The organism is Micromonospora sp. NPDC049240 (assembly GCF_040647835.1).
Taxonomy (GTDB): domain Bacteria; phylum Actinomycetota; class Actinomycetes; order Mycobacteriales; family Micromonosporaceae; genus Micromonospora.
This window is the reverse complement of the sequence record NZ_JBEZCX010000015.1, coordinates 59,089-82,666: the sequence shown is the minus strand read 5'-3', so window position 1 is coordinate 82,666 and position 23,578 is coordinate 59,089. Positions and strand designations below refer to the sequence as shown.

The 23,578-nt window shown below is 74.3% G+C and carries 23 protein-coding genes, 1 tRNA gene and 2 pseudogenes; 13 read left to right on the top strand and 13 right to left on the bottom strand.

Annotated features, from left to right (window positions below; translation table 11 throughout):
• Nucleotides 1-13: 13 nt before the first annotated feature.
• From AB0B02_RS22975 to AB0B02_RS22960, 4 genes are all read right to left on the bottom strand, one after another.
• Entirely contained in the window at nt 14-730 is a 717-nt protein-coding gene (locus AB0B02_RS22975) for a response regulator transcription factor (RefSeq protein ID WP_107157094.1), read from the bottom strand.
• A complete protein-coding gene (locus tag AB0B02_RS22970) occupies nt 700-1,920 on the bottom strand; it encodes a hypothetical protein (protein WP_357303297.1) in 1,221 nt (406 codons plus the stop codon). Before AB0B02_RS22970 ends, AB0B02_RS22975 begins: the two co-directional genes overlap by 31 nt.
• Nucleotides 1,910-3,088 carry an ATP-binding protein gene (locus tag AB0B02_RS22965; RefSeq protein WP_357303294.1) on the bottom strand — a complete coding sequence of 393 codons (1,179 nt, stop codon included), beginning with the start codon at nt 3,086-3,088 and terminating at the stop codon, nt 1,910-1,912. The genes AB0B02_RS22970 and AB0B02_RS22965 overlap by 11 nt, the downstream gene beginning before the upstream one ends.
• A gap of 154 nt (nt 3,089-3,242) precedes the next feature.
• Nucleotides 3,243-4,076: an alpha/beta hydrolase gene (locus AB0B02_RS22960; protein ID WP_357303291.1), complete on the bottom strand. Its 834-nt coding sequence runs from the start codon at nt 4,074-4,076 to the stop codon at nt 3,243-3,245.
• Between the two features lie 67 nt (nt 4,077-4,143).
• Between AB0B02_RS22960 and AB0B02_RS22955 the strand changes: the two genes are divergently transcribed.
• Nucleotides 4,144-4,551: a TIGR03618 family F420-dependent PPOX class oxidoreductase gene (locus AB0B02_RS22955; RefSeq protein WP_281937424.1), complete on the top strand. Its 408-nt coding sequence runs from the start codon at nt 4,144-4,146 to the stop codon at nt 4,549-4,551.
• A gap of 78 nt (nt 4,552-4,629) precedes the next feature.
• Nucleotides 4,630-5,214, top strand: a complete 585-nt coding sequence (locus tag AB0B02_RS22950; protein ID WP_357303287.1) for a hypothetical protein — start codon at nt 4,630-4,632, stop codon at nt 5,212-5,214.
• Nucleotides 5,215-5,242: 28 nt separating this feature from the next.
• On the opposite strand, the gene AB0B02_RS22945 is transcribed toward AB0B02_RS22950, so the two are convergent.
• A complete protein-coding gene (locus AB0B02_RS22945; protein ID WP_357303284.1) occupies nt 5,243-5,707 on the bottom strand; it encodes a hypothetical protein in 465 nt (154 codons plus the stop codon).
• Between the two features lie 51 nt (nt 5,708-5,758).
• On the opposite strand from AB0B02_RS22945, the gene AB0B02_RS22940 reads away from it, so the two are divergent.
• Entirely contained in the window at nt 5,759-6,031 is a 273-nt protein-coding gene (locus AB0B02_RS22940) for a hypothetical protein (RefSeq protein ID WP_357303281.1), read from the top strand.
• Nucleotides 6,032-6,169: 138 nt separating this feature from the next.
• Here the strand turns inward: AB0B02_RS22940 and AB0B02_RS22935 are convergent, their stop codons facing one another.
• The 4 genes from AB0B02_RS22935 to AB0B02_RS22920 all read right to left on the bottom strand — a co-directional run bounded on the left by AB0B02_RS22935 (nt 6,170) and on the right by AB0B02_RS22920 (nt 9,167).
• On the bottom strand, nt 6,170-6,985 hold the full coding sequence (locus AB0B02_RS22935) for a superoxide dismutase (RefSeq protein ID WP_357303278.1): 816 nt from the start codon (nt 6,983-6,985) through the stop codon (nt 6,170-6,172).
• A gap of 516 nt (nt 6,986-7,501) precedes the next feature.
• On the bottom strand, nt 7,502-8,230 hold the full coding sequence (locus tag AB0B02_RS22930; protein ID WP_308447832.1) for a response regulator transcription factor: 729 nt from the start codon (nt 8,228-8,230) through the stop codon (nt 7,502-7,504).
• A 196-nt stretch (nt 8,231-8,426) separates the two neighbouring features.
• Nucleotides 8,427-9,014, bottom strand: coding sequence for a hypothetical protein (locus tag AB0B02_RS22925; protein WP_357303275.1), 588 nt, complete (start codon nt 9,012-9,014; stop codon nt 8,427-8,429).
• A gap of 80 nt (nt 9,015-9,094) precedes the next feature.
• Nucleotides 9,095-9,167: transfer RNA gene (locus AB0B02_RS22920), tRNA-Arg, on the bottom strand.
• 169 nt (nt 9,168-9,336) lie between these two features.
• On the opposite strand from AB0B02_RS22920, the gene AB0B02_RS22915 reads away from it, so the two are divergent.
• Nucleotides 9,337-10,071: a hypothetical protein gene (locus AB0B02_RS22915; protein WP_281937411.1), complete on the top strand. Its 735-nt coding sequence runs from the start codon at nt 9,337-9,339 to the stop codon at nt 10,069-10,071.
• Between the two features lie 53 nt (nt 10,072-10,124).
• On the opposite strand, the gene AB0B02_RS22910 is transcribed toward AB0B02_RS22915, so the two are convergent.
• Entirely contained in the window at nt 10,125-11,150 is a 1,026-nt protein-coding gene (locus AB0B02_RS22910; RefSeq protein WP_281937409.1) for an alpha/beta hydrolase, read from the bottom strand.
• Between the two features lie 178 nt (nt 11,151-11,328).
• Nucleotides 11,329-11,739 (bottom strand): HPF/RaiA family ribosome-associated protein, encoded by a 411-nt coding sequence (locus AB0B02_RS22905; protein ID WP_107162685.1) that lies wholly within the window; start codon nt 11,737-11,739, stop codon nt 11,329-11,331.
• Nucleotides 11,740-12,024: 285 nt separating this feature from the next.
• On the opposite strand from AB0B02_RS22905, the gene ssb reads away from it, so the two are divergent.
• From ssb to AB0B02_RS22890, 3 genes and pseudogenes are all read left to right on the top strand, one after another.
• Complete coding sequence (gene ssb, locus AB0B02_RS22900) at nt 12,025-12,909, top strand: single-stranded DNA-binding protein (protein ID WP_357303270.1); 885 nt, start codon at nt 12,025-12,027, stop codon at nt 12,907-12,909.
• A gap of 97 nt (nt 12,910-13,006) precedes the next feature.
• Nucleotides 13,007-14,119 (top strand): annotated as a pseudogene (locus AB0B02_RS22895) (cobalamin biosynthesis protein).
• Nucleotides 14,116-15,827: pseudogene (locus AB0B02_RS22890) on the top strand (cobyric acid synthase); the annotation flags it as partial. The pseudogenes AB0B02_RS22895 and AB0B02_RS22890, both read left to right, overlap by 4 nt.
• Here the strand turns inward: AB0B02_RS22890 and AB0B02_RS22885 are convergent.
• The gene (locus AB0B02_RS22885; protein ID WP_281938558.1) at nt 15,747-16,148 is read right to left on the bottom strand and encodes a rhodanese-like domain-containing protein; all 402 of its coding nucleotides are present in this window, start codon (nt 16,146-16,148) and stop codon (nt 15,747-15,749) included. The pseudogene AB0B02_RS22890 and the gene AB0B02_RS22885 overlap by 81 nt on opposite strands.
• Before the next feature lie 110 nt (nt 16,149-16,258).
• On the opposite strand from AB0B02_RS22885, the gene AB0B02_RS22880 reads away from it, so the two are divergent.
• From AB0B02_RS22880 to AB0B02_RS22865, 4 genes are all read left to right on the top strand, one after another.
• Nucleotides 16,259-16,912 carry a hypothetical protein gene (locus tag AB0B02_RS22880; RefSeq protein WP_357303267.1) on the top strand — a complete coding sequence of 218 codons (654 nt, stop codon included), beginning with the start codon at nt 16,259-16,261 and terminating at the stop codon, nt 16,910-16,912.
• A 21-nt stretch (nt 16,913-16,933) separates the two neighbouring features.
• Nucleotides 16,934-18,295, top strand: a complete 1,362-nt coding sequence (locus tag AB0B02_RS22875; RefSeq protein ID WP_281937399.1) for a dipeptidase — start codon at nt 16,934-16,936, stop codon at nt 18,293-18,295.
• 324 nt (nt 18,296-18,619) lie between these two features.
• Nucleotides 18,620-18,826 (top strand): hypothetical protein, encoded by a 207-nt coding sequence (locus tag AB0B02_RS22870; protein ID WP_091571646.1) that lies wholly within the window; start codon nt 18,620-18,622, stop codon nt 18,824-18,826.
• A gap of 189 nt (nt 18,827-19,015) precedes the next feature.
• The gene (locus tag AB0B02_RS22865) at nt 19,016-20,599 is read left to right on the top strand and encodes an ATP-dependent DNA ligase (RefSeq protein ID WP_357303263.1); all 1,584 of its coding nucleotides are present in this window, start codon (nt 19,016-19,018) and stop codon (nt 20,597-20,599) included.
• A 16-nt stretch (nt 20,600-20,615) separates the two neighbouring features.
• On the opposite strand, the gene AB0B02_RS22860 is transcribed toward AB0B02_RS22865, so the two are convergent.
• A complete protein-coding gene (locus AB0B02_RS22860; RefSeq protein WP_357303471.1) occupies nt 20,616-21,446 on the bottom strand; it encodes an SURF1 family protein in 831 nt (276 codons plus the stop codon).
• A 138-nt stretch (nt 21,447-21,584) separates the two neighbouring features.
• Here AB0B02_RS22860 and AB0B02_RS22855 point away from each other — a divergent pair, with 138 nt between their 5' ends.
• Together AB0B02_RS22855 and AB0B02_RS22850 are read left to right on the top strand one after the other, a co-directional pair.
• The gene (locus AB0B02_RS22855; RefSeq protein ID WP_281937392.1) at nt 21,585-22,955 is read left to right on the top strand and encodes a cobyrinate a,c-diamide synthase; all 1,371 of its coding nucleotides are present in this window, start codon (nt 21,585-21,587) and stop codon (nt 22,953-22,955) included.
• On the top strand, nt 22,952-23,521 hold the full coding sequence (locus AB0B02_RS22850; protein ID WP_281937391.1) for a GNAT family protein: 570 nt from the start codon (nt 22,952-22,954) through the stop codon (nt 23,519-23,521). The genes AB0B02_RS22855 and AB0B02_RS22850 overlap by 4 nt, the downstream gene beginning before the upstream one ends.
• Nucleotides 23,522-23,578: the final 57 nt, after the last annotated feature.

Genomic DNA, 23,578 nt, shown 5'->3' with positions numbered 1-23,578 from the left:
GTCATGACACCCGTTAGGGGGTCGGCCGGTCGGCCGACGCCTGTGACCGGTAGATGCCGATCTCTTCCGGTCGGACGAGGCCGTCCTCGATCGCGCGGGCGAGCAGCGCCGCCTTGGTGGCCGCCGGACGTCCGGCCCGGGTGTACTTGATCCGGGCCCGGTCCACGTACTGCTTCACGGTGTGCTCGCTGATCTGCATCCGGCGCGCCACCGACGCCTTCGACATCGACTGGAACCACAGCAGCAGCGCCTCACGCTCCTTGTCCGACAGGGACGGCCGGTCCGGCCGGGCGTCGCCGACCATCGCGCCGGCCAGTGCCGGCGGCACGTACGGGCGGTCGCTCGCCGCCGCCAGCACGGTGGCCACGCAGTGTTCCCGCCCCTCGTGCTTGGCGAGGAACGCGACCGCGCCCGCGTCCAGCGCGGCCAGCATGGTCTGCGGGTCGGTGTGCTCGGAGTAGACCACCACCCGCCGCCCGGCGGCGCTCAACTCGGCCAGCTTGTCGAGCACCATCCGCCCGTGCAGCCGCAGGTCGAGCAGCACCACCTCGGCCCCCGGCGCGGCCCGCAGCACCGTGTCGGGATCGTCGCCGGTCGCCAGCACCCGCAACCGCGGCTCGGAGGAGAGCCAGGCGCGCACCCCGTCGATCACCACGGGATGGTCGTCGACGATCGCCACCCCGACCGGCTGCCCGGCGTTCACGCCTGCCGCCAGCGGGTCTGCGTCCATCTGATCTCCCCGTCCCGCTCGTGCAGGTACGTTACCGGCCCGTTCCCCTCGGGCGGCGGCAGCGGATCGTCCGAGCCGTCGTGATCCGGTGTCACCAGGCTGACCACCACCTCGTCCGGGCCGGCGACCACCGTCAGCCGCGCCCCGCCGCGGGCGCCGGCGAGCGCCGCCGTGAGCGGGTCGGCCAGGGCCCGCCGCACGTCGACCGGCAGTTCCGGCGGCGTGCCGACCGCCACCAGCTCGATCGGCAGACCGTTCCGCTCGGCCAGGTCGGCGGCGGCCCGCAACTCGTGCAGTAGCGGGTCGGGCACGTCGTCGGACTCGGCGATCAGCCGGCGCAGCCGGGCCGCGGCCAGCACCGCGCGGCGGCGTACCGCCGGGTCGGCCGGGTCGGCGTCGCCGGCCGCCAGCGCCGCCAGCACCTCCTCGGCGGTGCCGCTGACCAGGGCGAGCCGGGCCTGCCGTTCGCTCCGGGCCCGCTCGGCGGCCTCCCGTTCGGCGGCCACGGCCAGCGTCGCCGCGGCGGTTCCGGCCCGGTCCCGGGCCAGCGCGGTGAGCGCCGCCGCGCCGGCGAAGACCGCCACCGGCAACGTGGAGGTGCCGTAGACGTACATCGCGTACCGGCTCAGGTCGGCCGGCGCGGTCGTGCCGTGCAGCACCACCGCCACCAGCGCGATCGTCGCGTGCGCGGCGAGCAGCGCCAGCAGCCAGCGCACCGGCCGCTGCCAGAGCACCAGCAGGAAGAACCAGGCCAACCCGCCCCACACCCAGTTGGCGGTGGTGAACAGGAACCGCTCACCGGCCGCCGCGAAGACCGCCGCGTCGACCGCCAGCAGCACCGCGGCCAGCCGCCGGGCCGGGGGCAGACCACCACCCAGCAGGCGTACGCCGGTGGCGACGCCGACCAGCGCGGTCACCAGCCAGCCGGCCGCCACCACCGCCGGGGCGGCCATGCCCGGCCCCGCCGCCAGCACCGCCGGCAGGCTGACCGCCAGGTGCCAGGCCAACGCGATGCCGACCGCCACGAGCCGGGCGCCCCGGTCCGACGCGTCCGCCACGGCGTGCGCCTGGGGCGCCGCCCCGGCCGTCCCGGCGCGTGCCACCGGCCGGAACCGGGGCGCCGCGCCCACCGCCGGGCCGGTGTGCACCGCGGTCCCGCCCGTCAGCGTCGTACCCGACTCAGCCGCCATCGGACCACTCCAGCCGGACCCGGGTGCCGGCGCCAGGGGCGGAAGTCACCACCGCCCGGCCGTCCACGGTGGCCATCCGCCCGTGGATCGACTCGCGCAGCCCGTACCGGTGGGCCGGGACCGTGCTCGGGTCGAAGCCGGGACCGTCGTCGGCCACCTCGACCGCCACGGCGCCGCCGACGCGGACCAGGCGCAGCGTGGTGGCCGCGCCCGGCGCGTGCCGGGCCACGTTGGCCAGCGCGGCGGCGGCGCTGTCGGCGAGCGCCGCGGCGACCTCCGCCGGCAGCCGGCACGGCGGCAGCGTCGCGGTCACCGTCAGCTCCGGCAGCCCGGCCAGCACCGTGCGCAGCCGCTCGTCGAGGTCCACCTCGCCGGGTGCGGTCCCGGTCCGCGCCCCGGCCAGGGCGCTGAGCGTACGTAGATCCGCCGCGCACCGCTCGCGCAGCGCCACGGAACTGCCTCCGACCGCGCCCAGCCCGACCATGGTCAGCGTGCCGAGCACGGTGTCGTGCAGGTCCCGGTTGTGCCGCCGCTCCGCCTCGCGGGCGGCGCGCGCCACCACCGCCTCGCGGGACAGCCGCTGGTAGCCGGCGAACGCGGCGTCGGCCCGGCCGAGCCAGCCGCGCATCACCGCGGTCATCACCGCCGCGCAGCCGGTCTGCACCAGCAGCGTGCCGGTGTGCGCGCGGGCCTCGACCGGGTTCCCGGCCAGCGTGGCGCCGGTCGCGTAGGCGGCGGTGACGAGCAGGCCGGCCGGCACCGACCAGCGGGCCGGCGCGGTGGCCTGCGCGTTGATCACGGTGGTGCTGGCCAGCACCGCCACCCAGCTCGCCTCGCCGGGCAGCACCTCCGGCGCGACGAGCCACGGCACGGCCAGCGCGGCGGCGGTGGTCAGCGCCACGTCGCCGGCCACCAACGCGCCGCCGACGCCGTGCCGGAACGCGCGGACCGCGTACCAGCCGGACCACGCGGTGAGCGCGACGACGGCCGGGACCAGCAGCGCCACCCGCACCGGCGCCGTCCGCACCGACAGGGCGACCACCGCACCGACCAGCCCGCAGGTGAGCCGGAGCAGCGCCGGCAGCGTGGTGAAGACCAGCGTGAACGCGCCGCCGGCCGGACGGTCCAACGGGGACCGTGGCAGGGTCGTGGCGGCAGCCACCGGCATCGGAGAGGTGTCCTTCCGGCAGCGACCCGTCCGGGTCCGCGCGGCAAAGATTGACGCCGGAGAATAACACGCTTTGTCAGAAACCGTCACCCTCGGTACGCGGCGCGTCGCTACCCGGCCGGCGAAAGCGGAGCTGGACCGTCCGGTTTTCGGGTCAGTCGTGCCGGCGCAGCCACTCCAGGGCCGACCCGGCGTGCCGGAGCACGGAGATGTGCCCGTCCTCGGGGAAACGGCGCAACTCGGCCGACGGGCAACGGCCGGCCAGCCACTCGGCGTGCGCCACCGGCGCGATGCCGTCGCGGTCGCCGTGCAGCAGCAGCACCGGCTGCGCGACGTCAGCCGGATCGAAACCCCACGGCCGCACGTACGCCAGATCGTCGTCGATCAGCCCACCTTTACCGGACGCGACCGCCGGGCCGACCACACTGTCGAACCAGGACCACTCGGCGCGCAGCGCGGCCAGGTCGGTGTCGGTAAACCCGAAATCGTACGACTCGTCGGCGGCCTCGTGCGCCTCCTTGGCGGCCCGTCCCGCGGCGGCGGCCCGCAGCGACGCCGCCCCGGACGGCGCCATGCCGGCGAACCAGTCCAGCCCGGCCGCGCCGTACGGCGCCAGCCCGGCGCCGACCACCACCGCGACCACCCGCTCCGGCAGCAGCGCGCCGCAGGCCAGCGCGTGCGGGCCGCCGCCGGAGTGACCCATCACGGCGAACCGGTCGAGGCCCAACGCGTCGGCCACCGCGGCCACGTCGGACGCCGCCGACGCGACGTCGCGATCCGGCAGCGGGGTGGAGCCGCCGTAACCGGGCCGGTCGTGCGACACCCAGCGCAGCCCGAGGCGGTCGGCGGCGGCGAACAGCGGGGCCGGCGGGGCGCCGACGTTCGGCGTGCCGTGGTGCCAGAACACGGGCAGCCGGCCCGCCCCGCCGGTGTCGTAGACGTGCAGGACGCGGCCGTCGGGCCGGCGGAGATCCGTCTCGGTCACCATGGACGGACCCTAGCGGCGACCGCCGACACTCCCACCCGCGCGGATGCGGATGTGGTGCACTTTCCGGATGGCCCCACCGCCGGCACCTCTTCCGCCCGACGTCGACGCGCGACTCGCCCACGAGCGCAACGCCTGGCTGTGCACGCTGCGCCCGGACGGCTCCCCGCACCTGACGCCGGTCTGGTTCGTCCACGCAGACGACGTCTGGTGGGTCGGCTGCGAGGCCGGCAGCGTCAAGGCCCGGAACGTGGCGGCGGACCCGCGCGTCTCCCTGGCGCTGGAGGGTGGCGACCACCCGGTCGTCGCGGAGGGCGCCGCCCGGCTGCACCACGGCGACTTCCCACCCGCCGTCGTCGCCGCCTTCGCCGACAAGTACGCGGGCTGGGACATCCGGAAACCCGTCACGCCGGACGGGGCACGGGTCCTGCTGGAGATCCCGGTCCGGCGGTGGCTGCTCGCCGGCACGGCACGCTAGCGCCTCGGACCTGCGGGCATCTCATGTGCGCGCCGGTCGTGGTAGACCGGTACGAGAGTCCGGACGGGGAGGACGACAGTGGAACAGCGTGCCTTCTGGCTCGACGAGAACGTCGATCGGGAGCGCGGTGCCGCCGGGCGCGGTCGCTTCGAGAACGAGGTGCTCCGGCGTACCGATGAATTCGCCGCCACGTGGGGTGACATCGCGCCGGTCGCCTTCGCCGCGACGGCCTGGCGGCTCGCCACCGGGCTGACCCCCGGCTACGTCCGCTGGCACCGGCGGATCGTGTCGGCGACCTGCGCGCCGAGCCCGTGGGACGGCAGCCTGATCGGTGCCGTGTCGGTGGTCTCCCGGTGGCCGGCCGAACTCACCTGGACCCGGCAGTGGCAACGCGACCGGGGATGGCGGGACTGGCCGCAGTCGTTCGGCCAGTACACGACGCCGACCGACCAGGACCTGACGCGCAGTCCGCACCTGCGCGCCACGCTTCAGGTGGAGGCGCCGATCCCGCTCGGGGACCTGCCGCCCGCTCCCGACGGTCCGGAGGATTCGGTGGCCTCCGCGGCCCGGCGGGCGGTCGTCGTGCTGACGCGGGAACTCAACGAACTGCTTGGCCCGGTGATCGGTCAACTGGAGGCCGGCGTGCCGGCGAAGGGTGCCTGACCCGTCCTGAAACGAGACCGACCGTCGGTCAGTCCGGCCTGGGGGCGAACGGATTGCGACGGGGTTGCCGCAGCTCCCGGTCCGCCGCGCAGAGGTGGCTCCAGGCGGCGCCCGCCACCGAGGCCAGATCCGGCAGCGCGCTGCCCCACCTCGGCGCGCGGTCGCCGAGGTGATCGAGGTAGCGCTGGTGGACCACCAGCTCGCGGTACCGTCGGTCGTGCCGCCAGAGCGCGTACGGCTGCTCGCGCAGCCACCCGCAGGCCGCATCGCCCTCGGCGATCAGATCCGCGGTCGGCGGCAGCGTTGGAAGCGGCTCGTCGCTCTGCCGGTCGCCATACTGCCGGAGGTAGGCCAGGTATCCGTCCTCGTCCCGAGGATGGGTGACATGGACGCCGAGGACGACGGTGAGTGCTACGGCGAGCACGCCGGCCACCGCGAGTCCCAGCACCGTTCGCAGGTGTCTGCGCGTGCGGCTCTGTATGCGGCTCCGCATGCGGCGATGATAGGTCGAGACGATCGCGCCCGCGGACCCCGAGGATCCTGTATGTCGACCGAACCGGAGCCGGGCCTCGCGCCCGAGCACGTGGGACCCCGCCATACCGGGGACGAGCCGATCATGATGACGGTCGACGGGCAGGAGTTTCGGGTCAGAAGGCGGCTCGGGCGGCCCGCCGTCTACGACTTCGACTGGTTGAGTGGGCCGCACGACTACGGCTTCACCAGTTCCGGTCCGGCGATGACCCGGGCGGAGATGGAGGAGGCCATCCGCGCCTTCCTCCGGGACATCGACCCGGTCACCGGCTACCTGGGGGAGTAGCGGTCGTGCGTCCTGCGCTGGGCGTGGACGAGCCAGGCAGTTTGCTCGACGTGTCGCGGGGTCACCACAGGGCGGCGGCCGGCTGGACGCGCCTTTAATCCGGCCGGGGATAACCCGGCCGGATGTCCAAAGGAATGATTAGTCGCGCACCCGTACGACGCAGTACGTGGTGTCGGGAGTCGCCGGTACGGACAACCGCGCGTTGACCGCGTACAGGCTTGAGCCGAAGGAGACCACAGCCGACGGCTCGTCGAGGTCGCAGTCCCGGATCACGTCGATCGGCGTGGCCCGGGTGAGCTGCTCGTTGAGACGGAACTTGGCGATCACGTTGTTCCGGTTGCGCACCACGTACAGCGTGCGCCCCCGGAGCAGGAGACCGTCGCCGTTGGCGACCGACACACCGCCCGTGCTGATTCGGGCGGCCATGCCCGCGCGGGGGTCGAAGCAGTAGAGCCGGCCGGTCCTGGCCTGCACGACGATGAGCTTGCCCGCCCAGGCGGCGACGATGCCCGTGTTGCAGGCGTCGGCGTCACCGAGCCCGGCCGGCAACGGCAGCGCGCGTACGCCCGACTGCCCGGGCAGCGACCCGTGGCGGCCGAACTCGACGCAGTAGACCTTGGCCTTCTCCGAGTCGGTGAAGAACATGGCCTTGTCCGTGGCGGCCACGCCGTCGATGAACCCGCCGCCGAAGTCGTACGTCGCCAGGCACTCGCCTGTCGACTCACGGTAGACGGCCGCGCCGCCCATGTTGCCGCAGGCCGCCCAGATCCGGCCCCGTTCGACGGCCAATCCCGTCGCCTGGGTGCCGGCCACCGGCGGCACGAGCAGCATTCCGTGGCCGGTGCGCAGGTCGGCGCACCAGATACAACCGTCGGCCATCGAGCTGACGTAGATCTTCGTGCCGGTGCCGCGGGCGATGCCCTCCGGGCAGAACCCGTTCGGCAGGTTGATCACCGAGGGATATCGGCCGTTCCGGTGGTGGGCCGATGCCGGCGCCGCGCCGATGGCGACCCCGACGGGCGCGGCAACGGCCGCGGCCAAGAGCGTTCGTCTGTGCACTGTCGTGCTCCTTCGCTAGGCGAGCGAACACATATATGGATACCTGTGGATCAAATGCCGGAGCTACCTCGTCATTGCTCGGCAGGTGGCCGCACGGAGCCTCGCATGTCGAACTCGCCGATCGGCCGCGAAGCATCTGCGCAGAGATTCGCGCATGCTGGCGGCTTTCCATTCTTTCCCAGAAACGGGAATGCCATCGGGTCGACGATCGCCTCCGGCATTCTCAACCTGGCTCATTTACCTGCTGGTGTCGGTGGCACCGCAGGAGCGGTGGGGTAAGCATCACCCGAGCGTGCAGGCGGGATCGAACCCCGCACCCTTGCCCCTTGCGCAAGAGTGCTCCGTCTGTTGAGCTACCAGCATCATTGCCGCACGAACGCGGCCGGCACCGTGGCATGCGTGGTCAGAACGTCAGGCCGTTTCTCCGTAGCCGGACTGCTCGATCGGTTCGGAGTGGCGCGCATGGGGACCGATCTCGTCGGAGTGAACGAGGCCATCCTCAATGGCTCGTGCCAACAGTGCTGCCTTGGTCGCAGCGGGTCGGCCGGTCCGGGCGTACTTGATCCGGGCTCGATCGATATATTGCTTGACGGTGTGTTCGCTGATTCTCATTCGGCGTGCCACCGATGCCTTCGACATTGACTGAAACCAGAGCAACAGGGCCTCGCGTTCCTTGGGAGATAGAACCGGCCGGTCGGCACTCTGGTCGGCAGCGATCGCTCCAGCCAGGACGGGTGGCACGTAGGGCTGATCGCTGGCCGCTGCAAGTAGTGCCTGGACAAAGTGCTCGCGCGACTCATGCTTGCCAAGAAAGGTGATTGCGCCTGCCTCCAGCAGCGACATGGCAGTATCAGGGCTCGTGTCTTCTGAGTAGACCACCACTCGCCTACCTGCCCTACTAAGTTCGGCGATTTTGTCGATCACCAATCGACCGCCCGACCGCAAGTCGAGCAGGATCACGTCGACTGGTGACTGTTCATCGGCGAGCAAAGTCTCTAGGTCCGCGCCGGTCGAGCGCAGCGCCAGCCGAGGTTCGGCGGCAAGCCACGAGCGAGCGCCTTCGATTACCATCGGATGCTGATCAACGATTGCCACGCTGATGCGGGATTGTGGCGGTGCTTCCTCATCGTCGGGCGGCACTGTTGACTGGTCGGTCGGTCCGGTTGTCTCCCGTTGAGGATCGGTCGGTTTTGTGCGCTGCGACGATGCCAGCGTATGCGTAGCCGACTTGTTGCGATAGTTTGCAATGAACCTGACCGGTTCGGGCGTTTCTCGGCCGAGCTTTTGATCCAGTACGAGGCGCAGTCGGGCGGCTGCCACATGCTCTGCGGTTATGTCACGCTGCTGGGTCATAGCGATGGCCGCCCTCACTGTTACCCGAGAGATCGCTCAAGAGTTCGTCGAGCACACGACCTTGGAACACATCGATCAGCAGGCACTCATCGCGCTTCGCCAAGTCGGACTGGGCGAGCTTGGTCAGCAGCTTGAGTCCTGTGACCCGCTTTACCGGAGCATCATCTAGTGCGAGTTCTGCCGCCCAGGTGAAGCGCCTCCACCATTCCTCACGACGCCCTGCCAGCTCCCGCTGTTCGGTCGCCCGATCAGACCCGTGCACGGACAGTCGGACTCCGATCAAGGCACCGGCCGCAGTCATCAAACCGACCACGACCGCCATACCGGCCTGCAACCAGGTATTCACCATCTCGTCCCGGGCTGTTGAGGTTTGGAGATAGATGCTACTGCCATAGGCGATGGACTGATATCCCACGAGGGTGCCGTGGCTGCCGCAACGATCGTGCGGGTGGTCGGCGACCGTCGTGGCATGGCGATCGCTGCCGCGCCGGCTTCGCTGGCTTGCTTTCAGGAGAGATGTTCCAGGCACCCGGCAAACAGCCATCACCGTGGAAGTGCTGCGGCTGGGCACGGGTGACGCGGTGGGCTCCGAGTGGGGCGGGCCCCCGTCACCCAACAGTGCCGGCCAACGTTTCCGCAGCTAAGAGGGTGTGCGCCCGGCAGGATTCGAACCTGCGGCCTTGGGATTAGAAGTCCCCTGCTCTATCCGCTGAGCTACGGGCGCGCGTCGACGGTCGTCGCGCCAAGAGGGTACCGCCGGCCCCGGCCCGGCCGGGGGTACGGGTGGGCGCGTCCACGTCGCCGCCCAGCGTGCCACGCCGGTGCCCGGACCGGCATCCCCGTTCCGGCGGGTCCCGGCCCGGCGACCGCATCTCGATCCGTACCCTCGGCGGATGCTGCTCGACCAGGACACCGAAAACGAGATCATCTTCGCGCTGTGCCAGCACCTCGGACGGGCCATCCTGCCCGTCTCCGGGGCGACAGGACCGGGGGCTCCGGCCGGCACGGTCGGTACCGCGTTCTTCTACAGCGAGCTGGTCGGCGCGACAGACGACGGGGAGATCGCGCACGAGTGGCTGCTCACCGCCGACGCGCTCACCGACCGGGCGTACGGGGAGATCGGGCTGCGGCCCAGCGTCACCGAGCCGGCCGAGGGTGCGGACGAGCCGATCGAGCTGGCCGGCTTCGCCGACCACTGGCTGCACCTGCCGGAGCTGGGGCTGGCCGCGATGCCCACCGGTGGGCTGCACGGCTACGCCGACGACCGGGGCTGGCGCTGGCGTACCCAGCAGGTGACCGAGGCGGTCGCCGCGCCGGCCGACGCGGTGGCCCGGATCGGTGCGACGCCCAACTCGGCGTTCGTGCTGGCCCTGGGCGTCGCCGAGGACGGGTCACGGCCGTTGGAGGCGGTGGCCGAGCGGGTCGCCCGGCACGGCGACTCGGTGCGGGTGACCACCGAGCTGCCCACCGGTTACGTGGGCGCGCCCGTCTTCGCGGTCGAGGCCGGGCCGGACGGCGGGCCGGTGCCGCACTGCCTGGGTGTGCTGCTGCCGTCCCGCGACGGTGGGCACCCGGTCGCCACGTTCGACCGGATCCGGTCCGCGCTCGTCGAGGTCGTCGACGGCTGACCGGTACGGGCCGGGCCCGCGCCGGCGACGGGATTGTCGGGTCGGCCGCCGGTTCAGCCTTCGGCGGTGGCGCCGGCCGGTTCGTCGGCCGGCCGGCGCGGGGCCGGTGGCGCGGTCTCCGGCTCGGTCGGGCCCACCCGGAGGAAACCCTCCGCCCAGCGCCCGACCTCCGCGAAGACCTTTTCGCGTACGGCGGGACTGGACAGCGTGAGGTCGTGCAACCCGCCGTCGAAGCGGGCCAGGGTGACGTGCCGGCCGAGCCGGGGCGCCCAGCGGACCATGTGCTCCACGTCGAGCACCGCGTCGGCCCCGGTGGCGCTGTCGTGCCACTTCGTGCCCCGGAAGGTGCGGGTGGAGCAGGCCAGCAGCACCGGCACGGGAATGTCCAGGCCGGCGCGTAGCCGGCGCTGGCCGGTGCGGATCGCGTTGAGCCAGCCGGCTCGGACCGGGAATCCGGCGAGCGGCTTCCACTCCAGGTCGTAGCGCCACTCGCCACGGTGGTCGGCGTGCAGGCTCTCGCCGTACACGGTGCCGAGCCCGAACGGCAGGATGCGCTGCGGCGCCCGGCGGCCCAGGCGGGAGACGGCGGCCGCGAGGGGTCGACGGACCACCCAGGGGGCGTTGATGTCGAAGAAGGGACTGTTCAGCACGATGCCGTCGACCAGGCCGGCGTCGCGGCGGGCGTCCGCCCAGAGCGAGATGATCAGCCCGCCGGTGGAGTGGCCCATGGCGAGCAGGGTCTCGTGCCCCTCCTCGGCGCGGATGATCTCCGCGGCGGCGTCCAGCTCGGGGAAGTAGTCGCTCAGGTCACGGCAGAAGTTCGGGGTCTGGTGCGGCAGCAGGCTGCGGCCGTACTTCCGCAGGTCGAGGGCGTAGAAGTCCCAGCCGCGCTCGGCGAAGAAGTCGGCCACGTGGGTCTGGAAGAAGTAGTCGACGAAGCCGTGCACGTAGAGCACGGCGCGGCCGGTCGGCCGGTCGGCCCGCCGGCGGACCAGGGTCGCGACCACCGGCCCCTCGTCGTCGGTGCCCAACTCGATGGTGCGCCGCTCGTAGGGCGCCCCCAGCACGTCCGGTTCCACGACCGCGACGGTACGCCGCCGAGCTACCCGGCGGTAGGGGTGTAAGGAGGGGGCCCGGCTTAACGCATTCGGTAGAGGCGGGGGCCCCGCTTGACAGCGACCTGTCGAGCGGGGCCCCCGCCTGACCGGAAACGGTGGTGGCCCGCCCGCCGGCACCGTGCGGGCGGGCGTACCGGAATCAGGCGGTCTCGGCGTCCTCGCGCTCGCCCACCTGGAGCGGGACGGCCGCGGGCTGCTCCGTCGGGCGCAGGTGCTTGTTGCTGCGCGGCTCCTGCCGGGTCTTCGCGTCGTTGAGCTTGCGGCGCAGATCGTCCCGGACGTCGTTGAGCGCGGCGTGCAGGTCCTCCTCCGTCGAGGTGGTCACGATCTTCTGCCGGCCGGCGACCCAGCACTCCAGCGTCACCTTCTGGCCCCGGGCCTCGCGGTCCTTGACCGACACCTCCAGCTCGGTGGCGTCGGCGTGGAAGCTGGCGAGTCGGGCGTCAAGCGTCCCGAACTGCTCGGCGATCCAGTTGCGGTCACCCTGGGAGAACCCGGCGCCGACCCGCAGGCACTCGGCCACGGTCGCGGGGTTCGCCACGGCGCTCATCGCGCTGCCTCGCGGACGTCTCGGAGAAGCATCGGCGCTCCCTTTCTCTCGGTTGATCATTACTTACCCAGCCGGCGGGTTTCCGGAACGCCCCGCGCCGGTCACTTTCCGATCATGTGTCCCCGCAGGTCGACGCCGTAGGGGCCATCGGCCTAGCAGATCGGGACCTTGATCAGGCGGTTGTCCACAAGGCGGTCCGTCATCCACAGGCGGGAGCCGGCGGGTGGCCCGGGCGGGTCGTCCCGGCCCACGCTCTCCCGGACAAGCCGATCCCTGGGAGGGGCGATGTTCGATACCTACGTCACGATCGTCGGCAACGTGCTGACCGCGCCGGAGTGGCGGCGGACCACGCAGAGCGGAACGCTGGTGGCCAACTTCAAGGTCGCCTCGACCGCCCGCCGGCTCGACCGGGACAGCGGCCGCTGGGTCGACGGCAACAGCCTGCGGGTCCGCGTCAACTGTTGGCGACGCCTGGCCGAGGGCGTGGCCGCCTCGGTGGCGGTGGGCGATCCGGTGATCGTCGCCGGCCGCCTCTACACCCGGGACTGGACCGACGAGGCCGGTAACCACCGCACGCTCTACGAGCTGGAGGCGGTCGCGGTCGGGCACGACCTGTCCCGGGGCCGGTCGCGCTTCCTGCGCAACCAGCCACGCGCGGCCACCAGCTCGGTCGAGGACGCCGAGGCGGAGCAGCGGGTGCACGGCGAGGCGACCGAGCCGGTGCCCGACGAGCAGGTGCCGGCCCGGTTCGACGACCGGCCGCTCGACGACGACTTTCCGCCGCCGGAGTTCGGGCCGGCACGGGTCGGCCTCACCGGCACGCTGGACCGGGTGATCGAACTCGACCCGTTCGACGACCGGCCCGCCGGCCCGGGGACCGGCGGCGGGACGCGGCCGGGCGGCGGCCCGACCGCCGGCCGGGACACCCGGCTCGGTGGACCGGGGGTGGGCGAGGACGACGAACTGGCCGCCGAGGAGGGGGACGGGCCGGCGCTGGCCGAGGACGACGAGTTGGCCGAGATCGAGCTGCCGGCCGAGGCCGAGCTGCCGGCCGAGGCCGAGCTGCCGACCGAGGACGGGTCGGGCGGTGCGGGATCGGCCGGTGCGGCGTCCGCCGGCGGGGCTGCCTCGGGCCGTCGCGGCCGGCGGCGTACGCCGGTGCCTGCCTGAGCGGCCGGCCGGGCAACGGGCAACGGGGGTGCGGGGTGGCGGCGTCGGCGCTGCCACCCCGCGGCACGGCCCGCTCCGGACCGCCGGTACGGCTAGGCTGGCCGGCCGGAGGTGGTGACGGGTGCGGCAGGCGACCGCGATGGCGAACGCGACCGGGCTGGTGGCGGGATACGCGCTCGACGCGCTGTTCGGCGACCCGCGCCGGTTGCATCCGGTGGCCGGCTTCGGCCGCGCCGCCGGTACGCTGGAGCGGCGGGTCTACCGTCCGGACCGCGCGGCCGGCGTCGTGTTCACCGCGCTCGCGGTCGGCGCGCCGGTGCTGCTCGGGGCCGCCGCCGGGCGCGTCACCCGACGGCATCCGGTGGCACGGGCCGCGCTGGTGGCCGCCGGCACCTGGACGGTGCTCGGCGGGCGGACGCTGCGGCACGAGTCCCGTGTGATGGCGCGGGCACTGCGCCGGGCCGACCTGCCCGCCGCGCGGGCCCGCCTCGGTCATCTCTGCGGACGGGACCCGTCGACGCTCGACGAACCGGAGCTGGCCCGGGCCACCGTCGAGTCGGTCGCCGAGAACACCTCCGACGCGGTGGTCGCGCCGCTGGTCTGGGGCGCGGTCGCGGGGCTTCCCGGCCTGCTCGGCTACCGGGCGGCGAACACGCTCGACGCGATGGTCGGCCACCGCTCGCCCCGGTACGCCCGCTTCGGCACCCCGGCCGCCCGGCTGGACGATCTGCTCAACCTGGTGCCGTCCCGGCTGACCGGGCTGCTCACCGTGGCCGTCGCGCCGGTGGCGCACGGGAACCGCGCCGCCGCGTGGCAGGTGTGGCGACGGGACCGGGCCGACCATCCGAGCCCGAACGCCGGGCAGTGCGAGGCGGCGATGGCCGGTGCGCTCGGCGTCCGGCTGGGCGGGCGCAACGTGTACTTCGGTCGCTCGGAGACGCGGCCGTTCCTCGGTGACGGGCCTCGACCGGAGGCGCGGCACCTGAAGCGGGCCGCCCGGGTCTCCGGCGCGGTGGGGTTGGCCGCGCTCGGCCTGGCCGCGCTCTACCCGGTGACGGTGGGTCGGCTCGCCGGTGCCGCCGGCCGGGCCGCGCTGCGCACGGTGGCCGGCTGGTCGGCGGTGGCCGGCTGGTCGGCGGTGGCCGGCTCCCGGACGGTGGCCGGGGCTTCGCCGGCGGGATCGGTCGCCAACCGGGGGAGCGGGCGGTGAGCGGCGGGCTGCTGGTCGCCGGCACCACCTCCGACGCCGGCAAGAGCGTGCTCACCGCCGGCATCTGTCGCTGGCTGCGCCGCCGGGGTGTCCGGGTCGCCCCGTTCAAGGCGCAGAACATGTCCAACAACTCGGCGGTGGTGGTCGGCCCGGACGGCCGGGGCGGCGAGCTGGGCCGGGCGCAGGCGATGCAGGCCGCCGCCGCCGGGCTCGCCCCCGACCTGCGCTTCAACCCGGTGCTGCTCAAGCCGGGAAGCGACCTCGCCAGCCAGGTGGTGCTGCTCGGTGAGGCGGTCGACACGGTCACCGCCGGCAACTACCACGCGTTGCGCCCCCGGCTCGCCGCCGCCGCGTACGCGGCGCTGGCCGAGCTGCGCGCCGAGTACGACGTGGTGATCTGCGAGGGCGCGGGCAGCCCGGCGGAGATCAACCTGCGGGCCGGCGACTACGTCAACATGGGGCTGGCCCGGCAGGCCGGCCTGCCGGCGATCGTGGTCGGCGACATCGACCGGGGCGGCGTGTTCGCCTCGATGTTCGGCACCGTGGCGCTGCTCGACGCCGCCGACCAGGCGCTCGTCGCCGGCTTCGTGATCAACAAGTTCCGGGGCGATCTCGGGTTGCTCCGCCCCGGGCTGGACATGCTGCACCGGGTCACCGGCCGCCCCACGTACGGGGTGCTGCCCTGGGCGCTGGACCTGTGGCTGGACGCGGAGGACTCGCTCGCGTACGGGCGGGTGCTCGGGCGGCCGGCGGCGCCGCGCGGCACCGACTGGCTCGACGTGGCAGTCGTCCGGCTGCCCCGGGTCAGCAACGCCACCGACGTGGAGGCGCTCGCCACCGAGCCCGGGGTCCGGGTGCGGCTGACCGTCGAACCGGCCGAGCTGGCCGCCGCGGACCTGGTGGTGCTGCCCGGCTCGAAGTCGACGGTCGCCGACCTGGCCTGGCTGCGGGAGACCGGCCTGGCCGACGCGGTCCTCGGGCACGCCGCCGCCGGCCGTCCGCTGCTCGGCATCTGCGGCGGGTTCCAGATGCTCGGCCGGGCGATCCACGACCCGGTGGAGAGCCGTCGGGGCAGCGTCCCCGGCCTCGGCCTGCTGCCGGTCGAGGTCACGTTCGACAGGCGCAAGACGGTCCGCCGGGCCGAGGGCACGGCGGCCGGCGACACGGACGTGCCGGTGGACGGGTACGAGATCCACCACGGTCGGGTCTCCGCCGCCGACCCGGGCCTGCCGCCGCTGCTGCGGTACGCCGACGGCACCGGCGAGGGCGCCCGGCTCGGCGCGGTGTACGGCACGCACTGGCACGGCGCGTTCGAATCCGACGCGTTCCGTCGCCGGTTCCTCGCCGAGGTCGCCGGCGTGGCCGGCCGGACCGGCTTCAAGGTCGCGCCGGACACGTCGTTCGCGGCGGCCCGGGAACGGACCCTGGACCTGCTCGGCGACCTGGTGGAGGAGCACCTCGACACCGACGCGTTGTGGCGGTTGATCGAGTCCGGCCCGCCGCCGGGCCTGCCGTTCGTGCCACCCGGCGCACCCGACTGAACCGCCGCGTCGGGCCGCCGGCACCGGCCGCCGCGAACGGGCGACCACGACGGCAGCCGGCTGCCGCGAACGGGCGGCGGGGTGGCTCAGACGCGTACGTCGGCCGGGCGGTCGGACATCGGCAGCCCGGCCTCCCGCCAGCCCTGCACGCCGCCGATCATGTCGGTCGCCTGACGCAGCCCGAGCGTCTGGAGGCTGGCGGCGGCCAGGCTGGAGCTGTAGCCCTGGCGGCACACGACCACGATCTCGCGGTCGTACCCGATGGCCTCCGGGATACGCCACGCGCTGGCCGGGTCGAGCCGCCATTCCAGCACCGTGCGGTCGATGACGATCGCGCCGGGCAGCTCGCCCTCCTCGCGACGCTGCGTCTCGGTGCGGGTGTCGATCAGCAGCGCCCCGTTGCGGACCGCCTCGACGGTCTCGTGCGGGGTGAGCCGGCGGAGGCCGGCGCGGGCCTGTTCCAGGAGGGCGTCGACGCCCGGACACATCACGTCATGGAGCACCCCCAGATCATGCCCACCGGGCCGCCGCGCCGCCCGGTGAAACGGCCCGCCGGGTCGCAGGATCCAGCGGACGGGGGAACGTTAGCGTCGGTCGGGTGAACGTCGAGGTGGTCGAGGCGTACGCCGGGTTGGTCCGCCGGGTGCTGGCCGGGCCGGCGCGGTTGGGGCGTACCCGGCTGGTGGCGGTCGACGGGCCGAGCGGCGCGGGCAAGAGCGTGTTCGCGACGCGCCTCGCGGACGCGTTCGCGGCGGTTCCGGGCGGCGTCCGGCCGCCCTTGGTCCGCACCGACGACCTGCTCGACGGATGGGACGACCAGCTCACGTTCTGGACCCGCCTGGAGGAGTGGGTGCTCGGCCCGGTACGGGCCGGGCGGGCGGGCGGCCACCGCCGGTACAGCTGGGTCCGCCGTCGCTTCCTGGACCGGGTGGTGCCGGTGCCGGCCGGGCCGGTGCTGATCGTCGAGGGGGTGAGCGCGGCGCGTGCCGCGGTGCGCCCCGAGCTGACGCTGTCGGTGCTGGTGACCGCGCCGGCCGAGCTGCGGCTGGCCCGGGCGCTGGCTCGCGACGGGGGCCAGGTGCTGCCGGAGCTGCGTCGCTGGCACGCCGGGGAGCGGGCGCACTTCACCGCGGACGGCACCGCGGCGGCGGTGGACCTGGTGGTGAACGGTGCGCCCGACCTGCCGCACGACGCGGACCGCTACTTCGTGCGCTTCGGCCGGCGACCGGGCTGGGAGGGCGTGGCCGGGTAAGGCCGGCATACGATTCCGGTCATGACCACTCCGATCATCTCCGAGTCCGACGTGCGGGCCGCCGTCGAGCGGGAACTGCCCGGTGTCCGTGCCGACCTGGAACGACTCGTCCGCATTCCGGGCATCGCCTTCGAGGGCTTCGATCACTCGCACGTGGAGCGCTCCGCCGAGGCGGTGGCGGAGCTGCTGCGCGGCTGCGGCCTCGACACCCGGATCGTCCGTTCCGGCGGCCAGCCGGCGGTGATCGGGACGAAGGCGGCCCCGCCCGGCGCGCCCACCGTGCTGCTCTACGCCCATCACGACGTGCAACCGGTCGGGGACCTGTCGCTGTGGGAGTCCGACCCGTTCGAGCCGGTGGAGCGCGACGGCCGCCTCTACGGTCGGGGCGCCGCCGACGACAAGGCCGGGATCATGGCGCACGTGGCCGCGCTGCGCGCGTTCGGCGACCGGCTCCCGGTGGGCGTGGTGCTGTTCGTCGAGGGCGAGGAGGAGTACGGCTCGGACTCGTTGGAGCGGCTGCTCGCCGAGCACCGGGACGACCTCGCCTCGGACGTCATCGTGATCGCCGACTCCACCAACTGGGACGTCGGTGTGCCGGCGCTGACCACCTCGCTGCGCGGCATCGTCAACTGCTTCGTGGAGGTGCGCACGCTCGACCACGCGGTGCACAGCGGCATGTTCGGCGGTGCCGTGCCGGACGCGCTGACCGCGCTGGTGAGGCTGCTCGGCACGCTGCACGACGACGCCGGCGACGTCGCGGTGGACGGCCTGGCCGGCCGCGAGGGCGCCGTCGTCGACTACCCGGAGGACCGGTTCCGCGCGGAGGTCGGCCTGGTCGACGGCGCGCGGTTGTTCGGCACCGGCCGGATCACCGACCGGCTCTGGACGAAGCCGGCGCTGGCGATCCTCGGCATCGACGCGCCGGCCACCGGCGAGGCACCGAACGCGCTGGTCCCGGCCGCGAAGGCGAAGCTGAGCGTACGGCTGGCGCCGGGCGACGACCCAAAGAAGGCATACGCCGCGCTGACCGCGCACCTGGAGCGGAACGCGCCGTGGGGCGCGCAGGTGACGGTGACGTTCGAGCACGACGGCGCGCCGTGCGTGATCGACGCCAGCGGGCCGATGTTCGACGCGGCGCGGGCCGCGTTCCGGGGCGCCTGGGACGGCACCGACCCGGTCGACATCGGGGTGGGTGGCTCGATCCCGTTCATCGCCACGTTCCAGGAGATGTTCCCGCGGGCGGCGATCCTGGTGACCGGCGTGGAGGACCCGCACGCCCGGGCGCACGGCCCGAACGAGAGCCTCCACCTGGGCGAGTTCGCCCGGGTCTGCCTGGCCGAGGCGCTGCTGCTGGCCAAGGTGGCCGAGGCGGGCCGCGTCTGACCGGCGGACGTCGGCAGGCACGGTGGCCGGTGTGGTCAGGGCGGCCGGCGCCGTCACGATGCCCGGCTGCGTCACGGCGCCGGGCTCTGCGTCACGGTGGCCGGCTCTGCGTCACGGTGCCGGCCGTCACGGTGGGTGATGAAAGGGCGAGGCGATGCGGTCGGAAGCGATATGCCTGACGGTCATAATTATGCCTCTGCGGTATATCGCCTTCGACCCACCTCATCGCCCGGTCGCGCCGCGCCCGGTGTCGAAACCGTAACTTCGGGATGGATGTCGGAGTTTGCGGTGTGTCGGCGAGCTGGGTGTTATAGCCTTTCGAACATGCGTACGAACGACGAGATGGCGCGGCTCCAGGCCGCCGTCCGTGCTCTGGGGGACGTCGACGTCTCCGCGTGGCCCGAGGCCACGCTCAAGGAACAGCTCGGTGAGCTCTCTGCCACGCTGGTCACGCTCGACGCGCTGCTCACCCGGGTTGCCGACGGCGTGCGCGGGCGCGGCCTGCGCGTGGAGGAGCCGGTCTCGGCCTGACCTCCCGCCCGGCCGCGCGATCCGGCCGGCTGCGCAACCCGCGCGATCCGGCCGACCGCGCGATCCGCGCGATCCGGCCGACCGCGCGATCGGCTCGGCGGAGCGATTCGGCCGGCCCGGCGCACCCGATGCGGTGGGCCGGGCCGCCGGAAGCGCCCCGCTGTCACAGGTGACTGGCAGGATGTGGGCGTGCGTTTCGCGGAGCTGGCGGCCACCTCGGCCGCGGTCGGTGCCACCGGTGGTCGGCGGGCCAAGGTGGAGCTGCTGGCCGCCGCACTGCGCGGGCTCGACCCGGCCGAGATCGCGGCCGGCGCCGGCTATCTCGCCGGTGAGCTGCGCCAACGGCAGACCGGCGTCGGTTGGGCGGGGCTGCGTGACCTGCCGCCACCGGCCGCCGTGTCGACGCTGACCGTGTCCGGCGTCGACGCGGCGATCGAGGAGATCTCCCGGGTCGGCGGCACCGGCTCCCAGGCCCGCCGACGGGAGCTGGTCGGCCGGCTCTTCGCCGCTGCGACCGCCGACGAGCAACGCCTGCTGGTCGGGCTGTTCCGGGGGGAGCTGCGTCAGGGCGCCCAGGCCGGTCTGCTCGCCGAGGCGGTGGCCCGGGCCGCCGAGGTGCCGGTCACGGTCGTCCGGCGGGCCCTGCTGCTCGCCGGCGACCTGCGGGCGGTGGCGGTCGCGGCGCTCACCGGCGGCGCCGCCGCGCTGGCCGGGTTCGGGCTTCAGGTGGGCCGCCCGCTCGCGCCGATGCTGGCCCAGAGTGCGCCCTCGGTCGACGAGGCGCTGACCGCCACCGGCACGCCGGCGGTGGTCGACGTCAAGCTCGACGGCATCCGCATCCAGGTGCACCGTTCCGGGCAGGACATCGCGGTGTTCACCCGCAGCCTCGATGAGATCACCGGCCGGCTGCCCGAGGTGGTGGCCGCCGTCCGCGCGTTGCCCGCCCGGGAGCTGGTGCTCGACGGCGAGGCGATCGGGCTGGACGCCGCCGGCCGGCCGCTGCCGTTCCAGCAGACGTCGAGCCACGCGGCCCGGCGCACCACGCCCAGCACCACCGGCCGCACCCCGGTCGCGCCGGCCGTGCTCGCCGCCGCCGAGCGTGCCGGCGAGCCGGTGCTCACGCCGTACTTCTTCGACCTGCTGCACCTCGACGGCGCCGACCTGATCGACCTGCCCGGGCGGGAGCGGTGGGCGACGCTGGCCCGCGCGGTCGACCCGGCGCTGCTGGTCGGCCGGGTGGAGGTGGACGACGCGGCGCAGGCCGCGGCGGCGTTCGCCGCGGCGGTCGACGCCGGCCAGGAGGGGGTGGTGGTCAAGGACCCGGCCGCGCCCTACGACGCCGGGCGGCGCGGCGCGGCCTGGGTCAAGGTCAAGCCCCGGCACACGCTCGACCTGGTGGTGCTGGCGGTGGAGTGGGGCAGCGGCCGGCGCCAGGGCTGGCTGTCCAACCTGCACCTCGGCGCCCGCGACCCGGGCACCGGCGAGTTCGTCATGCTCGGCAAGACGTTCAAGGGGTTGACCGACGAGCTGCTGCGCTGGCAGACCGAGCGGTTCCTGGCGCTGGCCGTGGAGAAGGGTGACTGGGTGGTCCGGGTGCGGCCGGAGCAGGTGGTCGAGATCGCCTTCGACGGGGTGCAGACCAGCAGCCGCTACCCGGGCGGGATGGCGCTGCGCTTCGCGCGCGTGGTGCGCTACCGGGACGACAAGACCGCCGCCGAGGCGGACACGATCGACGCGGTCCGGGCGATCCACGCCGGCCGGGTCACCGGCTGAGCCGGCCGGCCCGGGCTCAGGGGGCGGCGGGCCCGGCGGCTGCCGGTTCGGCGGCCCGGTCCACCGGCACACGCGGGCCGTCCAGGCCGGCCCGTCGCCGGGCCTCCCGGCGCGCCACCCAGCCGTAGCCGACCAGGCTCATCACCGCGAAGATCCACCACTGCCACACGTAGCCGAAGTTCTGCCAGTTGTTGGTGTGCCCGATCGGCACCGCCTGGAACGCCGGGTCGGCGGCCGGTGTCTGGCCGTCCAGCAGCACATAACCGCCGGTGACCGGGTAGGGCAGTTGCTTCGCCAGGCGGGAGATGTCGATGCGACGGGCCTCCAGCTTGCCGTCGCGGCGGGCCACCCCACCGCCGCCGCTCTCGCTGCCGACCACCCGGCCGGTGACGGTCACCTCGCCGGCCGGCGCCACCGGCACCGAGGGCTGGACGGTCGCGCCGGCGCCCGGGACGGGCGGGATCCAGCCGCGGTCGACGAGCACCGCGGTGCCGTCGGCGAGCACCAGCGGGGTGAGCACCTCGAAGCCGACCGTGTTGTCGACGGTCCGGCCGCGGATCAGGACGACGTTGGCGTTGTCGTAGCTGCCGGTGGCGGTGACCCGGCTCCAGGTGAGGCGCTCCGCCGGGGCCGGGCCCACGCTGCCCGGGCCGCCGGTCGGGGCGGGCAGCGCGTTCCGCAGCGGCGCGGGCGTCATGGTGGCGCCGGCGTCGATCCGCTCGTTGACCGCCGTCCGCCCGTGGTAGCGGTCCAGCTGCCAGTTGCCCAGGAACACCATCACCGCGGCGGCCACCAGGGTCAGCGCCAGGTAGCCCAGCCAGCGCGGGGTCAGCAGGAACCGGTACACGGTGGTCAAGGCTACCCGTATGAGCGGGGCCACTCGCGGTTGCCGGCGGTGATCGGGGCGGCGGGCGGCCGTCGTGGAGCGGACCGGACGGGTATGGTCACGCGGGCGGAAATCACCCGGAGGATCCAGGAGTCGAGAATGACCGACGTGCCGCGGGTCGTGCTGAGCGCGCCCTCCTCGGGGCACGGCACCGGTGCCCTCTCCCTCGGCCTGCTCGCGGCCCTCGCCGACCGGGGGCTTGCGGTGGCCGGGTTCAAGGTCGGCCCGGACCAGGTGGACGCGGCGTACCTCGGGCTGGCCGCCGGCCGGCCGGGGCGCACGCTGGACCCGCGGCTGGTCGGTCCGGAGCGGGTCGGCCCGCTCTTCGCACACGGTGCGGCCGGGGCCGGGCTCGCGCTGGTGCAGGGCACCATGGGGCTGTACGACTCGGTGGCCGGCCGGCCGGAGAGCGAGTCCACCGCCGCGGTCGCCACCGCGCTGCGCAGCCCGGTGGTGCTGGTGGTGGACGTGGCCGCGATGGGCCAGTCGGTGGCCGCGCTCGTGCACGGCTTCCGGGCGTACGACGAGCAGCTCTGGTTGGGCGGCGTGATCCTCAACCGGGTGGCCTCGCCCCGGCACGAGACGCTGCTGCGGGAGGCGCTGGACGACGTGGGGGTGCCGGTCTACGGCGCGCTGCGCCGGCACGAGCTGCCCCCGGTGCTGCCCGCCCGCCGGCACGGCGCCGCGCCGGTGGTGCGCGGCGACGCCGAGGCCGAGCGCGGGGTGCGTCGGCTCGGTGAGGCGGTGGCCGCCACCGTCGACCTCGACCGGCTGCTCACGCTGGCCCGCTCCGCCCCCGCGCTCACCGTCGAGCCCTGGTCGCCCGACCCGGCGGACGGGCCGTCGGACGCCGCGGAGCGGCCGGTGGTCGCGCTGGCCGGTGGCCCGGCCGGCAGCTACAGCCATCCGGAGACCGTCGAGCTGCTGCGCGCCGCCGGCGCCGAGGTGGTCACGCTCGATCCGCTGCGCGACGAGGCGCTGCCCGCCGGGGCCCGCGCGCTGGTCGTCGGCGGCGCGCTCCCGGAGACGTACGCGGAGCAACTCTCCGCCAATCGCCGGCTCTGCATCGCGGTGGCCGAGCTGGCCCGCTCCGGACGGCCGGTGGTCGCCGAGGGGGCCGGCCTGCTGTGGCTGGCCCGTGAGCTGGACGGTCTGCCCATGTGCGGGGTGCTCGACGCGGTCGGCACGGTCCGGGACGGCCTGGTGGTCGGCTACCGGGAGGCCACCGCGGTCACCGGCAGCGTGGTGGCCCCGGCCGGCGTGACGGTGACCGGGCACAAGCAACACGCGGCGGTGCTCACGCCGCGGGCCGGTGACCGGCCGGCCTGGCAGTGGGGCGGGGGCACGCCGGAGGGCTTCGTCCGCCACGGGGTGCACGCCTCGCAGCTCGTGCCGCACTGGGCCGCGCTTCCCGGTGTCGCCGAGCGGCTGGTGGCCGCCGCCCGGGCGTCCGTGGCGGCTCCGGCGTGATCGGTCAGGTGGCGGTACGCCGGTTCCCGGCGCTGACCGTCTCCACTCCGCGGATCGAGGTGCGCCGGCTGGTCGCGGTGGACGCGGAGGCGGTGGACGAGGTGTTCGCCGACCGGCAGACCCAGCGTTGGCTGCCGCTGGCCGAGGCGGCCGGGCAGATCGACGGGCGGGCCTGGTGCACCGAGCTGGCCCGGCAGCGGCGGGACAGCGGCGACGGTGACCACTGGGCGGTGGTGCGGCGGGAGGACCAGCGGGTGGTCGGCTGCCTCTGGACCCGGCGCACCGACTGGGGCGCCCGGCTCACCGAGGTGTCGTACGCGCTCGCGCCGCACGCCCGGGGCTTCGGCCTGGCGGTGGAGGCGGTGGACGCGGTGGCGATCGCGTTGATCCTGGAGCACGGCTTCCAGCGGGTGGAGCTGCGGGTGGCGCCGGGCAACGTCGCCTCCCGGCGGGTTGCCGAGAAGGCCGGCTTCAGCTACGAGGGCCTGCTCCGCAACGCGGGTTTCGTCCGGGGCGCCCGCGTCGACCTGGAACTGTGGTCCTTCGTAGCCGCCGACCTCCACTGAGCCCCCACCCGCCCCCGGCCCGCCCCCGGCCCGCCTCCCCCACCCCGTCCCGCCCGC